The following is a 13,786-nucleotide window of genomic DNA, read 5'->3' as shown; positions in this document are numbered from 1 at the left end:
GAACCGGAAGACAAGACAGGAGTACGTCTGTGAGGCAACTGAAGGTTGGTCTCGCCGCCGCGCTGGCCGCCACCATGGCGGTGGCCGGCTGCGGCAGCCCTTCGTCGAACAACGGCAGCAGCGGCGGGGGTGACTCCAAGGGCATCGAGACCCAACAGAGCGCGCTCGACCCGACCGCCAAGGGGCCGGCGGCCGAGGTGCCCGGTGCCAAGAAGGGCGGCGTCATCACGGTCTACTCCCAGCTGACCCCGAACACCTTCGACCCGACCGACACCTACTACGCCGACGCGTTGGCGATCGAGAAGCTGCTCTTCCGCAGCCCGACCCAGTTCGCGATCCGCAACGGCAAGCCGGTGCTCGTGCCGGACCTGACCGACCTCGGCACCGTCTCGTCGGACAAGCTGACCTGGACGTTCAAGATGCAGTCGGGCATCAAGTACGCCGACGGCAGCGAGGTCAAGGTCGAGGACCTGGCGTACGCGATCAAGCGTTCGTTCGCCCATGACGTGTTCGCCAACGGTCCGACGTACCAGCTGACCACCTTCAAGGACGGCGACACGTACAAGGGCCCCTACGTCAGCGGCGACGCCTATGCCGGTGTGGAGACCCCGGACCCGACCACGCTGGTCATCCACCTGGCCCGGCCGTTCGCGGACCTGCCCCTCTACCTGACCTTCCCGGTGTTCACGCCGATCCCGAAGGCCAAGGACACCAAGGAGAACTACAAGAACAACCCCCTCGCGACCGGGCCGTACCAGTTCGACACCTTCACCCCCGGCACCGAGCTGAAGCTGAAGAAGAACCCGAACTGGGACCCGAACACCGACGCGGTGCGGCACCAGTACCCGGACGGCTTCGACTTCAAGTGGGGCGGCGAGGACCCGAAGACCCAGCAGCAGGTGCTCAACAGCGCCGGCGAGGACGCCAACGCACTCAACTACGGCGCCGTCGACGCCTCGCTGATCCCGCAGCTGACCGGGGACAAGAAGGCCCAGCTGATCCAGGGTGAGCAGCCCTGCACCTACTCGGTGCAGCTGGACACCCGCAAGATCCCGCTGGAGGTGCGCAAGGCGATCGCCAAGGCGTACCCGTACGACCAGGTCAACAAGGCCGCCGGTCTGAACAGCTTCAACTCCGCGCCGGCCAGCACCGTCCTGCCGCCGAGCGTGCCGGGTTACACCAAGTACGACCCGCTGCCCGGCCTGAGCGGTGTCGGCCAGGGCGACCCGGCCGCCGCCAAGGCCGACCTGGAGGCGGCCGGTAAGACCGGCTTCGAGCTCAGCTGGTACTACGACAACACCAAGCCGATCCCGCAGCAGAGCAACCAGATCCGCGTCGACGCGTTCAAGGCGGCCGGCTTCACCGTGAAGCCGATCGGTGTCACCACCGCGGAGCTGCGCTCCAAGATCGCTGACTACGACGCCCCGGTCAACATGGGCCAGCAGCCGCAGGGTTGGTGCTCGGACTGGCCGAGCGGCGGCAGCTGGTTCCCGGTGCTGTTCCAGACGCACAGCATCTCCGACGGCACCAGCTGGGGCGAGCTCAGCGACAAGGCACTGGACGCCAAGATCGACGAGATCGGCAACCTCCCGGCCGACCAGGCCGTCGCCAAGTGGGGTGAGCTGGACAAGGAGATCCTGGGCAGGTACGTGGCCCTGCCGCGCTACTACGGCAAGCTCGCCTTCGCCATCGGCACGAACATCGGTGGCGCCGAGGGCGACGCCTCCGCGGGTGAGCCGTTCTACGTGAACATGTTCCTGAAGAACTGACCTTCCGCACCCCCAACCTGGACGCCGGCCGGCCTCCGGCACTGTGCCGGCCGGCGTCCACCCCTCTCCCCGTTCCGGCTTGGGCTCCCAGCCCCGGCCCGCTGCCACCAGGAGCCTCGGCGGTGCTCATCTACATCCTGCGACGGATCGCCAGCGCGGTCTCCGTCGTCATCGTGACGCTGGTCGCCAGCTTCGGGCTGTTCTTCATAGCGCCCACCGACCCGGCCGGAACGATCTGCGGCCAGCGCTGCACCCCGGAGCGCTACGCCGACATCAGCGCCAGCCTCAACCTCGACGAGCCCGTCGCGCAGCAGGTCGGCGGGTATCTCAAAGGGCTGGCGGTCGGGCGGACGTACCACTCCGGCGGGCTCACCATCGACTGCGGTGCACCCTGCCTCGGTTACTCGTACACGCTCGGCCAGCCGGTGACCAAGCTGATCGGGCAGGCGTTGCCGGTCACCGTCTCGATCGTCCTCGGCGGCGCGGTGGTCTACCTGATCGCCGGCATCCTCGCCGGCATCGTCGCCGCCCGAAGACGAGGCACCTACCTGGATCGGCTCATGGTCGGCACCTCGCTCGGCATCAACGCCGTGCCGTACTTCGTGGTGGCGCTGCTCGTCTCCTTGTACGCGACGTTCCTGCCGCACGCCGGCTACCACCCGCTGCTGGAAAACCCGTTCACCTGGGCGACCGGGCTGCTGGCCGCCTGGCTGACGCTCGGCCTGGCCAACGCCGCCTCGTACACCCGCTACGCCCGAGCGTCCATGATCGAGACGCTGGGCGAGGACTACATCCGCACCGCCCGCGCGAAGGGCATCAGCGAACGCCGGGTGGTCTACCGCCACGGCTTGCGCGCTGCGATCACCCCGATCGCCACCATCTTCGGCGTCGACCTGGCAATCCAGTTGACCGGGGCGATCTTCACCGAGGCGATGTTCGGGTTGCCCGGCCTCGGCGTGCTGACCCTGCGCGCGTTCAACCAGTACGACCTGCCGGTGTTGATGGCCGGCGTGCTGGTCGGCTCGGTGGTGCTGGTCGTGATGAACCTGCTCGTCGACATCCTCTACACGATCCTCGACCCGCGAGTGAGGCTGGGATGACCGAACCGCAGCTGCTGTCGACCCCGGGCCGACGGCCCGAGACGGTCTCGCGCGCCCGCCGCACCGCCGGCGACCGCGCCGCTGGGCAGTCCTACCTGGAGGTCACGGACCTCACCGTCACCTTCCCGACCGCCGACGGCCTCGTGCAGGCGGTGCAAGGGCTCAGCTACTCCCTGCCACTGGGTCGCACCCTCGCGGTGGTCGGCGAATCCGGCTCCGGCAAGAGCGTGTCCAGCATGGCCATCATGGGCCTGCACGACCCGCGCAGCACCCGGATGACCGGCTCGATCACCGTCGGCGGCGAGGAGATCGTCGGTATGCCACCCGCCGAACTCCGCAAGCGACGAGGTGCCAACGCCGCGATGATCTTCCAGGACCCGCAGTCGTCGCTGCACCCGTACTTCACCGTCGGCGACCAGATCACCGAGGCATACCGGGCGCACCACCGCGTGTCCAAGCGGGTGGCCCGGGACCGGGCGGCCGAGATGCTCGGCCGGGTCGGCATCCCCAACCCGCGCCGCCGCCTGGACGACTACCCGCACCAGTTCTCCGGCGGCATGCGGCAACGCGCCATGATCGCGATGGCCCTGGTCAACGACCCCAAGCTGCTGATCGCCGACGAGCCCACCACCGCGCTGGACGTCACCGTGCAGGCGCAGATCCTCGACCTGATCATGGAGTTGCAGCAGGACTTCGGCTCGGCGGTCCTCTTCATCACCCACGACCTCGGTGTCGTCGCCGAGATCGCCGACGACGTGCTGGTCATGTACGGCGGACGCGGCGTCGAGTACGGCCGGGCCGACGCGATCCTCGGCCGGCCACTGCACCCGTACACCTGGGGTCTGCTGGAGAGCATCCCGGCGGTCTCCGGCGAACCGACCCGGCTGCACCCCATTCCCGGCACGCCGCCCAGCCTGCTCGCGTTGCCCACCGGGTGCTCGTTCCACCCGCGGTGCGAGTTCGCCGGTCGGGTGCAGGGTTGCGCCGTGGACCTGCCCGAGCTGGTCTCCCGCACGGCGGACACCACCCGGACCTCCCGCTGCCACCTGCCCGACCCGGCCGGGATCTTCGAGACCGACATCCTGCCCCGGCTGCCCTGAAGGAACACGTGATGACCACTGCCACCACCGACACCGCGACCCTCGCCGCGCCCGCCGACGCGATCGGAGCGCCGTTGCTGGAGTTGCGGGACCTGCAGATGCACTTCACCGCTCGGGGCGACGGGTGGTTCGGCCGCAACGACCACCGGATCCGCGCCGTCGACGGGGTGTCGCTGCAACTGCGCGCCGGCGAGACGCTCGGCCTGGTCGGTGAATCCGGCTGTGGCAAGACCACCACCGGCCGCCTGATCACCCGGCTGCTCGAACCGACCGGCGGGCAGGTCCTCTACCAGGGCACCGACATCACCCACCTGAAGGAGAAGGACCTGCGGCCGTACCGGCGGGAGCTGCAGCTGATCTTCCAGGACCCGTACTCGTCGCTCAACCCGCGGCACACGGTGGGCGCCATCATCGGCGCGCCCCTGCGCGTGCACAACCTCGTGCCCAAGGGCAGGGAGTTGGACCGGGTACGTGAGTTGCTGGAGGTGGTGGGCCTCAACCCCGAGCACTACAACCGCTACCCGCACGAGTTCTCCGGCGGCCAACGGCAGCGCATCGGCATCGCCCGCGCCCTGGCCGTACAGCCCAAGGTGATCGTCGCCGACGAACCGGTCAGCGCCCTCGACGTGTCGATCCAGGCGCAGGTGATGAACCTCCTCGAAGACCTCCGCAAGGAGTTCGACATCGCGTTCGTCTTCATCGCCCACGATCTGGGCGTGGTGCGGCACTTCTGCGACCGGGTGGCGGTCATGTACCTCGGTCGGGTCGCCGAGATCGCCGACCGCGACGCGCTCTACGGCACGCCGCAGCACCCGTACACCCAGGCGTTGCTCTCCGCCGTACCCGATTTGGGGGTCGTGCGCGGCGGGGCGCCGAAGACGCGGATCCGGCTGGCCGGCGACGTGCCGGGCCCGATGGACCCGCCGACCGGCTGCCGGTTCCGCAGCCGCTGCTGGAAGGCCGAGGACGTCTGCGCCACCACGACCCCGCCGCTGCGTCAGGTGGGCGACGGGCAGGCAGCGGCGTGCCACTTCGCCGGCCCGCTGCAGGAATCGGCCACCGCGGTGGCGGCCTGACCGTCGAGCCCGGCCGGCCTCGTGGATGCCACCGCCGGCCTGGCCGCCGGCCGGCTACGGGACGCGTTCGAGGTACGTCAGCATCGCCTCGCGGCTCCTCGGCAGGCCGTACTCACCGACGAGCATGGCCACGTTGCCGAACTCCTGCCCGTCGATCAGCCACGGCTCGGTCGACCGGCCCAGCACCTCGGCGAGCCGTCGCTGCCGGGGCGGCAACACCCCGACCGGCGTCCCTGCCGCTGCCGGACCATCCGGGAAAGCGAGGCGCAGTGCCACACCCAGCACCGTCAACGACCGCTCGCCGCTGACGGCGGGCAGCCGGTCGAGCAGCGCGTCGAAGGCGCGGTCCTCGTGCTCCGGGCCGAGCTGCCGCAGCGCCAGGCCCGCGTAACCACCACGATCACCGCCGAGGAACGGCACCCACTCGCCCTCGACCGGCCCGGTACCGGCGTCGTCGGATGGCGCCGACGCCCAGCTCAACAGCTCCTCGACGGTCGCCGCGTCGGCCGCCGCGCCGAGGACCCGGACCCGACCGATCGCGGCGGCCCAGCGGAGCACCGGGCGCGGATCGGCCAACCACCGAACGTCCGGCGCGGCACCCAGCAACCCCGACGCCACAAGCATGGTGGCCATCTCACCGGGGGTCGACTCGACACCTGGCTCCTGAGCGGCGTCGATCGCGCCGGCCAGCGCGGACACACTGCCGTCGGCCTCCTCGGGAAACCAGGCGAGGGCGTACGCCGCGACCGTCCGCACGCTCGCATCGGGGTGCGTCAGCACTGTGCGAAACACCGGAACCCCGGCACGCACCGCATCGTAGGTAGCCACCTCGACGTACGCCCACAGTCGACCCTGCTCTGCCGCGGACAGGGACTCGACGTACGTGTACTCGACGTACTCCTTCTCCGACTCGTCCGTGCCGGTCCACGGCGGCGGCTTGGCATCGAGCAGCTCACGTCCGCCCTCGGCGGCCCGGCGGTACTCGGCCACCGGGAAGCCCTCCGGCAGGAAACCCTCGTCGTACCCGATCGCCAGGGCGCTCAGCAGCCCGAGCACCGCCGCCGGGTCCGGGGTGGCCGGATCGGCGAGCAGTTCCACCAGGAACGGCACCGCGTACGCGCTCGCCTCGAACCGGCTGCCCTGGTGGAAGACGTTGGTGTAGAGCTCACCCAGGGCCTCGTCCCGGACGGCCGGGTCGGGGGAGAGCAGCGCCCGCAGTTGGTCGGGCACGTCGTCGGCCGCCCCGTAGGCGTGGCCCAGCCGCGCCCAGTCGATGTCGTCAAGTCCGTCGAGCACGCCCCATGCTCTCCCACCCCACCGACAGTCAGCCGGTCGGGTTCGTCAGAACTCCTCGTACACCGCCGGGTCCTGGTCCGAGAGCCGCCCGTCCGGGCGGCCCAGCGCGGTGATGGCCTCGACCTCCGCGTCGGTGAGCTTGACGCCGAAGACGTCCAGGTTCTCGGCCTGCCGCTGCGGGGAGGCGGCCTTGGGCAGCGGAATCACCTGGCGGGCCACATGCCAGGCGAGGATCGCCTGCGCCGGGCTGATGCCGTGCGCGGCCGCGATCTCCACGACGACGGGATGCTGCTGCAGGTCGTTGCCATGGCCCAGCGGGCTCCAACCCTGCACCAGGATCCCCTGCTCCCGGTGGTAGTCGAGCGCCTCCTGCTGCGGAAAGTACGGGTGCACCTCGATCTGGTTGACCACCGGGGCGACCCCGGTCTCGGCCACCAGCCGCTCGATGTGCTCCGGCAGGAAGTTGGAGAGCCCGATGTGCCGCACCAGGCCACGCTCCCGCGCCTCGATCAGCGCCCGCCACGCCTGCACGTACAGGTCGACCTTCGGGTTCGGCCAGTGGATCAGATACAGGTCGACCCGGTCCAGACCGGTGCGGAACACACTCTCCTCGATGGTGGTCAGCGCCTCGTCGTAGCGGTGGTGCCGCCCCGGCAGCTTCGAGGTGACGACCAGCTCGTCCCGCACGTCGCCCGCCGAACGAGCGGCCCGGCCGACCGCGCCCTCGTTCTCGTAGTTCACCGCCGAGTCGATCAACCGATAGCCCGCCCGGATCGCCTGACCGATCGCGTCGACACCCGCCGAGCCGTTCAGCCGGTACGTGCCGAGCCCGATCGCCGGCAGAGTGGTGCCGTCGGCTGCCGCCAACTGGGGAACCGCCATGGTTGATCTGCCTCTCGTCGACCGTGACTGGACCCTACCCGCACGGATTGGGCTGCCGAGAACAACCGGTCGATCAGCTCAGGCCGGCGTCCGTTGCCGCCTCGTAGACCGTCTCGACCGGCCGGATCACCTTGACCATCGAGGCGAGGTACTCCCGTGTCTCGGGGTCCGTGGAGTAGACGATCGTGCCCTTCATCCCGCGGGTCAGCAGGACCTTGTAGGTGTTGCGGATCAGTAGATCCGCTTCGGCGTCGCTGACCGCCTTGCGACTGCGGAACGCTGGATCCTTCGACATGTCGCGCCGCGTCACCAGCCGGCCGTCCCGGGCGACCAGGTCCGGCCCGACGATGACACCCGACCAGTCGTACTCGAAGCCCTGCGCCGTGTAGACGCAGCCCACCTGGCCGAAACCGTTCGGATCGGTGGCCCAGAACGCGCTGCCTGGTGCCTCGCCAACGCTGCGGTCGCTCTTGACGTTCCAGGGTCGCGACCATCCGCCTACCTGCACGTCCGGCACCAGACTGTCATCCGGCCGCGGGTCGCTCCACGGCCAGCAGTACCCGGCGGACATTCTGGCGGTCACACCGGGCACCTGCTTGCTGGCGAGGAAGGCTTCCATCTCTTCTGGCGACTCAGCGAGACGTAGGTCGACCTTCCCGTCGCCGGTCCAGACCGACGGCTCGCCGTCATCGAGGCCGAGCAGGTCAACGACCCACCCTTCGTACGTATCGCTGCCGCCGCAGCGGAACTGGCCGTGCAATGACACGACCTCGACGTCAAGCTTGAGCTGCTTTGCGTACGACGAGATGACCTCGACATTGCCCAACTCGCCCGGCTTCACCACCTGGTGCTCGTCGAGCAGGAAGACAGGCACCCGGGCCGCAGCGATGAGTTCGTCAATCTGCGAACGAGCCTCTTCCCGCCGAGCTTTCGGCGTGAAGCGGTTGACGGAGGTTTCCCGGATGCGGTGTGCCTCGTCGCAGATCAGGACGTCCAGACCGTTGCGTTCGGCAGACATGAAGCTGTTGAAGTAGCCGAACAGGTTTTTCAGGCGGGTCGAACCCTTACCGGCATACCGCCGCAAGGTCTGGGTGAACGACCGCGAGCCTGTGGCGTGCATGACGGAACGGTTCTGTCGTGCCAACTCCCCAAGCACCGACAGGGCGATCACGCTCTTGCCGCTGCCCGGTCCGCCCGAGACGACCACGACCGACTTACGGTCCGCCGACCGCGCCTTCTCCACGGCGTGCAACACCAACTCGTACGCCACGCGCTGCTCATCCAGCAGCGTGAAGCGCGACCGATCCTTCAGCTCCTGGGCGGCATACCGCAGCAGGTGACGGCTGGGCCGAACCGAGCTGGTGAGGAAACGGTCAGCCGCGCCAGCGCCAGAGGCCGGGGCAAGGTGGGTACGTAGGTAATCGAGGAACTGCCCCCGCCGCTGCTTGGTGAAGATCCGGCTCTGCTCGGTCGCCTGGCGATCGAACAGATCACGGATGTCGCGGTCGGTCGCGTTGTGCAGGTACGCCGCTCCACGGACCGGGTTCCGTTGCTCGGCGAGGACGCCGAGGAAGTCCGTCAGGTACTCGCAGTAAAGCTCAACCTGGACGCCAGGGTGGAGCCGTGGGCCACGGGCGTGCTCCACTGCCACGAGGGTGTCCGAACCCTCATGGGACTCGGCGTAGGACCACTGCTTCAACTCGACGACGATGTAGGAATCGTCGGACGTCCGGGGGTCCACACCGGCAAGCACCACGTCCACCCGCTTGCTGGTTAGCGGCAACTGGTACTCGACCAGCATCTCCACCTGGCCCAGACCCGCGTCGGCGAGATCCTGCCCCAGCACCGCCAGGCTGTGCGACCAGGAACGACGTTCTGCCGGACTCACATTGCGACCGATCTGCTCCACGATCCGGTCTGCGAGCAGGCCCGTGCCACTCAGGCGCAGCAGACCATCGGCAGACATGCGAAATGCTGACAACACTTGCCCCCGGGCAGCACGAAGTGATCGTGCGCATGGGGGCGTGTCCGGCAGTCGCCGAAAGCCCGTCGTGACGCGCTTCTACGTGATGGACTGTAGCGAAGAGATCAACTGAGCGCCATGTTGACGCTGCCTGCGGCTACCGCTTCGCCGCTGAGCCGCGAGCCTGCTCAACTGGGTAGCGGCGAGCCGAATCCTCGAGCTTGGTCAGAGCCGCATCTGTCAGGTCGATGCCGAGTGCGTCGGCGAGCCGAGCCAGATAGATCATGACGTCGCCGATCTCGGCCCTCACCCGACCACCTGCGTCCGGGTCGGACATGACCGCCGCAGACTGCTCCGGCGTGAGCCACTGGAACTCGGCAATCAGCTCACCGACTTCGCCAGCGAGCGCCATGGCCAGGTTCTTGGGCGTGTGGAACTGTTGCCAGTCCCGTTCCTCCGCGAATGCCCGTACGCGGCTCGTCAGGTCGTCCATGGCGTGGAGCATCGCAGATCCGCGTAACAGCGCCTTGCGTCGACGGCGGTCCGGTGGCTTGTCGAGATCGAGCGCCCCGGCCAGCGACTTGCTGTAGGCGACGGATGCTCCACGCCCTCCGGTACTGACGCACCGCACGAGACCGGTACTCGGACTACTCAAATAATCTCGAGCGTCAATTACGTCCGTATGCATCAGCTCGAAGCGGAAGCCCAGAATGCTGAGATAAATAGCGTACGCGATGAATTACTCGATGCAGCAGCCGGTCACAACGAGATGATGACCGGCTGAATCTGGACGTTCTTCGCCAGTTGCTGGGGAGAGGGGACGGGCGTACTGACCTCGACAGACGTGTTGTAGCCGTAGATGACGACCCCGTTGAGGTGGTTCGCGCCCGGCCAGTTTGCCTCCAGCCGGACTGCCATTTGGGTAGGGAAGTTTGTCACCTCTTCGGCGCATGACCGGATCAGGACGACGCTCGGGGTGGCGGTCAGGTGGGTGGCCAGCATTCTGGCCAGCTTCTTGTAGGTCCAGCCCCAGTCCTTGGCACCGGCTTCGGCGTCACCGATCTCCTCGTCGTTGCCGTGCGCGCGGATGCACAGTGGTTCGCCAGCCTGCACCCCGGCCAGGTAGGTGGCCAATTGTCGATCCGCCTCGGCCTGGGTGAGGCCGGCGTCGATGGGCAGGAGAGCACCCCACGCAGCGGCTCCCGAATCGGGCCCTGCAGATCGACTTCGGGTATTCGGATCCTGAGTCGCCACGATGAACATGACTTTCTCCTTCGGGGTAGCCGCGTGTTTCAGTGGAACCATCGAAGGCAGATTAGCGCGGTGGTCGAAGAGTGGCGCTGTCAGCTATCCGGCTCAAAGGGAATCTGTCGATGGTCGGACAAGTGGCGGGCTGCCCAAATAGTCAGGTTAATTTGTGTCGGTCATCGGCGCGCAAATCCCGGCCGCGCAATTGGCGTACGGTCGATGTCGATCGACACTGTGCGGACCGTAGGGGGTGGGTGCGCCGTACTGTGCCCACGTCGCAGCACGTGCAGCGGGGTCGCGCTGTGTCGTTGCCCGCCTCGTGCCCAGGCAGCGGCGCCGGTCGCGGGGTGGGCGGGCGATGATCCGCAGTCGGTTCTGGCTGGGTTCGGCGCCGGTGACGAGGCGGCGCAATATGGACGAGAGTTGACCGGGCTCTACAACGTACTGAAAAACTGCAACACGCTCAGTCGCGCGTAGGGGGATCTGTAGTTGGACTTATAGAGATTCGGAAGCTTGCAATACCCTTTCGGCGTGAACCTGCTGCTTGAGATTCCGGCGATCCTGCCGTTGTTCCTGGCCTGGTACATCCTGGTGAACGGTCTGCTCGAGGGCCTGCGATGCACACAGCGGGACCGAACGAGGACGATGGGTTGCTTCTTTGGCTGGTCATCGCCACTTCGGTGTTACTCCTGTTCAGCCTGATCTGAGGCCTCGTGATGCTAGATCTTGACGTTGAGCAGAGACGTGCGTTAGCGTCAATGCGTCGGATGGGCGGCCATCGGCGGATTGGGTCGCTGACTGCGGCTTCCGGCAAGTGAAGACCGACCACGGGGAGGAATTTGCCATGCGCAAAGAATTCGTGCGAGCGATCCAGTTGACTCTGGCGACAGGGGCTTTGATTCTTGCACCGGTAACTGCCGCATCAGCGGCTCCGGCCGCCGATGCGAGTGTCGCTCAGAGCGCGGGAGCGGGCGATATTTCGATTATGGCGAATCAGTGCAATCTCCCAACCTCCGCGCAGCCGAACAGCCGCTTTCTGCGAAGCTATACTGCGGGGCAGTGCAACATTTGTAAGGACGACGCCAAGTGGCTTAATGCTAACGAAGACGAGTTTTATTACTGCACCTACAACCCTAGCAACAACAAGGTTGACCAGCATTACCGTCCGAGGTGATTCGCGCCGCTCTGAGGTAGAACGCCGTTGCACTGGCTTCCGAAAGCCGGCAGGGCAGTGACGTCTTCGTGAGTTCGTTCCCACCATCACCAGGCGCGCCCCTGGCCGGCGTAGACGCCGGTCGGGGGCGTTCCCACCGTGGCCCCAGGCGGGCCGATCGGTGTTCCGCCTCGAGGCGAACTCAGCTGTCGCCGCTGCGGGTGCTCTTGCGCCAGAAGGCGCCGGTCAGGTCAGTCATGCCGCATCTCCCCGGAGATCGTCTTGATGCCGCCGTCGACGCCGCTCTCGCCGAGAGCCGCCGCGAGACGGCCCGGATCAAGGCCGCGTTACGTCGCTGGCAGACCGATCAGGCCGGCGCCCGCAACGAGCGGGGTCGGGCCCGATGAGCCAGCGGTACGTCATCCACCTGCCCGTCGTTGCCACCGACCTGGCTGCCGCGCAACGCCTGGCCCGGGTCATCGGCCGGTGGATGCGGGTGTTGCCGATGGCGGACCCGGGGGAGACCACCGTCTCCGAAGAGGACCGGCAATCCCTCCGCCACCGAGTCTTCTGCGACCTGCGAATGCCTGGCGGGCGGCGCTGCCTCCTCCGCGACGGCCACGATGGCGACTGCACCCGTCGGCTGCGCCGCTGACACAACCAGACGATCCGGGATCTCAACTGCCCGTTGTGCCGAGTGCGGTGATGATCATTAGGCCGCTAACGTGCGCCGCACGGGAGGTGGCGGGGATGGTCGCTCGGCGTTGGGACGCCAGGTTCGAGGAGGAGCACCTTGTCCTCCGGCGTTGGCGGTTGCTGCCGTGGCCGAAGGCCTACGTCAGGCGGATACCGCTGGACGCGATCCTCCATATCGGGTCGTTCACCGCAGCGGAACAGGCGAAGCGACACGCCCAACTCTCCGTTCAGAACACGTCGGCACCAGACCTGAGCGAGTTCATCCCGGTCAGTTTCACGCGGGAGCAGTGGACGTTCGCCGGCTGGTTCATGGAGGAACGGCGAGCGGGGGAACGGCGAGCCGCCCCGACCAGGCCGCCGCAAGTCCGCGGGGTGGCATCGCCGGGTCAGGTGGCCCTGTCCCGCCCGGCGGCCGACGTTGCGGCCCTGTCGCGGCAACAGGCGCAGCTGGCGACCGCCTTACGAGCCCACCTTTCGGCCAGGCAGGCGTCCACCACGCTAAGCGTCCCGTCGACAAGCCCGATGATGCGAGCCGGCGATGGCCGGAGGCCAGTGTGGTTGTGGATTGAGAATGGGCTGATCCATGGGTCACTCGTTCCGGCCGGCGACGCCTCGCCGCGCAATCTGACCCCAGCCGACGTCGCCAATCTCCTGCTCGCTGACCCATCCCGGGCGATGCCGGCCATCCGCGCGTTGACGGGCGCCGCGGACAGCCGGCAAGCTCAGGCTCAGCTACGGAGCTGGCGGCGGCCAGACCGAGTCGTCGTCAACCTGAGCGCCTCCGACCTCGCCGGGCGGCGAGTGACCGAGGCCCAGCAGAAGCCGGGCCGGAGCAACCCGGACGGGACCGTGCGGACCGTGTCCGGTGGCCTTCCGAGTCTGAACAAGCGCCGACGGTGAGCACCAGAGGTGGACGCGCTCGTGGAAGGGGTACTGGCCCCCGATGGTCACGACGCACGCGCTCGACGTCGAACTTCTGCTCGATCTGAGCAGGTGTCGGCGTCCTTAGTCAGCTCCGGTCGGGAATCGCTGGGGCCCTGCCCTCAATCCCTCGTCACGTCACGAGACGGTAGTTAGGAACGCGAGGGTTGCATTCCTCGGGCGGCTTGTCCATCGGTCGCACGGTGACTCCGTCTGGAATAGGCGCCCGACACACGTGGGTCCCTTCCAAGCAGGTGTCGCACCAGAGCGAGACGTACCCGGCATTGGCTGCGGGCCGTGCTGTCAAGACGATCCGTAGGGTCCGCTGCCCGCAGTTCGGGCAGGCAAGATCTGACGCCGCCGGCAGCGCACGGTAGACGACGTCGTACGCCGTCTGCCACTCATCAAAGGGGCTCTTCGAAGTTAAGCGGGTTTGAGTGTCCGCGGGCGCGCCGAGTGGTGGCGCATGGGGTGCGTAGGCGCTGGTTTTCGGGGTTGCGGGAAGCCGTAGGCGTCGCGGGGATGGATCTTGATGACGCAGTTTGGTGCCTTCGGAGACAGCGTTGGTGATATCAGGTGGCC

General features: G+C 67.7%; 13 protein-coding genes and 1 pseudogene. 8 read left to right on the top strand and 6 right to left on the bottom strand.

What is annotated here, in order from left to right:
* Positions 1–29: 29 nt before the first annotated feature.
* The 4 genes from IW249_RS28580 to IW249_RS28565 all read left to right on the top strand — a co-directional run bounded on the left by IW249_RS28580 (position 30) and on the right by IW249_RS28565 (position 5,045).
* Positions 30–1,769, top strand: coding sequence for an ABC transporter substrate-binding protein (locus tag IW249_RS28580; RefSeq protein ID WP_196923599.1), 1,740 nt, complete (start codon positions 30–32; stop codon positions 1,767–1,769).
* 122 nt (positions 1,770–1,891) lie between these two features.
* Complete coding sequence (locus IW249_RS28575; protein WP_307788735.1) at positions 1,892–2,869, top strand: ABC transporter permease; 978 nt, start codon at positions 1,892–1,894, stop codon at positions 2,867–2,869.
* Positions 2,866–3,969 (top strand): ABC transporter ATP-binding protein, encoded by a 1,104-nt coding sequence (locus IW249_RS28570; protein WP_196923598.1) that lies wholly within the window; start codon positions 2,866–2,868, stop codon positions 3,967–3,969. The genes IW249_RS28575 and IW249_RS28570 overlap by 4 nt, the downstream gene beginning before the upstream one ends.
* 11 nt (positions 3,970–3,980) lie before the next feature.
* On the top strand, positions 3,981–5,045 hold the full coding sequence (locus IW249_RS28565; protein WP_196923597.1) for an ABC transporter ATP-binding protein: 1,065 nt from the start codon (positions 3,981–3,983) through the stop codon (positions 5,043–5,045).
* Positions 5,046–5,099: 54 nt separating this feature from the next.
* Here IW249_RS28565 and IW249_RS28560 read toward each other — a convergent pair whose 3' ends face one another.
* The 5 genes from IW249_RS28560 to IW249_RS28540 all read right to left on the bottom strand — a co-directional run bounded on the left by IW249_RS28560 (position 5,100) and on the right by IW249_RS28540 (position 10,449).
* Entirely contained in the window at positions 5,100–6,341 is a 1,242-nt protein-coding gene (locus IW249_RS28560; protein WP_196923596.1) for a hypothetical protein, read from the bottom strand.
* 45 nt (positions 6,342–6,386) lie between these two features.
* Complete coding sequence (locus tag IW249_RS28555) at positions 6,387–7,223, bottom strand: aldo/keto reductase (RefSeq protein ID WP_196923595.1); 837 nt, start codon at positions 7,221–7,223, stop codon at positions 6,387–6,389.
* A gap of 73 nt (positions 7,224–7,296) precedes the next feature.
* Complete coding sequence (locus IW249_RS28550; RefSeq protein ID WP_231392686.1) at positions 7,297–9,189, bottom strand: DUF2075 domain-containing protein; 1,893 nt, start codon at positions 9,187–9,189, stop codon at positions 7,297–7,299.
* 154 nt (positions 9,190–9,343) lie between these two features.
* Positions 9,344–9,679, bottom strand: coding sequence for a nucleotide pyrophosphohydrolase (locus IW249_RS28545; RefSeq protein ID WP_196923593.1), 336 nt, complete (start codon positions 9,677–9,679; stop codon positions 9,344–9,346).
* A 266-nt stretch (positions 9,680–9,945) separates the two neighbouring features.
* Positions 9,946–10,449, bottom strand: a complete 504-nt coding sequence (locus IW249_RS28540) for a hypothetical protein (RefSeq protein ID WP_196923592.1) — start codon at positions 10,447–10,449, stop codon at positions 9,946–9,948.
* A gap of 829 nt (positions 10,450–11,278) precedes the next feature.
* Here IW249_RS28540 and IW249_RS28535 point away from each other — a divergent pair.
* From IW249_RS28535 to IW249_RS34535, 4 genes are all read left to right on the top strand, one after another.
* On the top strand, positions 11,279–11,608 hold the full coding sequence (locus IW249_RS28535; RefSeq protein ID WP_196923591.1) for a hypothetical protein: 330 nt from the start codon (positions 11,279–11,281) through the stop codon (positions 11,606–11,608).
* A gap of 236 nt (positions 11,609–11,844) precedes the next feature.
* The gene (locus tag IW249_RS28530) at positions 11,845–11,994 is read left to right on the top strand and encodes a hypothetical protein (protein ID WP_231392685.1); all 150 of its coding nucleotides are present in this window, start codon (positions 11,845–11,847) and stop codon (positions 11,992–11,994) included.
* Positions 11,991–12,242 carry a hypothetical protein gene (locus IW249_RS28525; protein WP_196923590.1) on the top strand — a complete coding sequence of 84 codons (252 nt, stop codon included), beginning with the start codon at positions 11,991–11,993 and terminating at the stop codon, positions 12,240–12,242. Before IW249_RS28530 ends, IW249_RS28525 begins: the two co-directional genes overlap by 4 nt.
* 95 nt (positions 12,243–12,337) lie before the next feature.
* Entirely contained in the window at positions 12,338–13,183 is an 846-nt protein-coding gene (locus IW249_RS34535) for a hypothetical protein (protein WP_231392684.1), read from the top strand.
* A 425-nt stretch (positions 13,184–13,608) separates the two neighbouring features.
* Here the strand turns inward: IW249_RS34535 and IW249_RS35370 are convergent.
* Positions 13,609–13,775 (bottom strand): annotated as a pseudogene (locus IW249_RS35370) (transposase); the annotation flags it as partial.
* Positions 13,776–13,786 lie beyond the last annotated feature (11 nt).

Source organism: Micromonospora vinacea, from assembly GCF_015751785.1.
Taxonomy (GTDB): domain Bacteria; phylum Actinomycetota; class Actinomycetes; order Mycobacteriales; family Micromonosporaceae; genus Micromonospora; species Micromonospora vinacea.
This window is presented reverse-complemented; position numbering and strand designations above follow the sequence as displayed.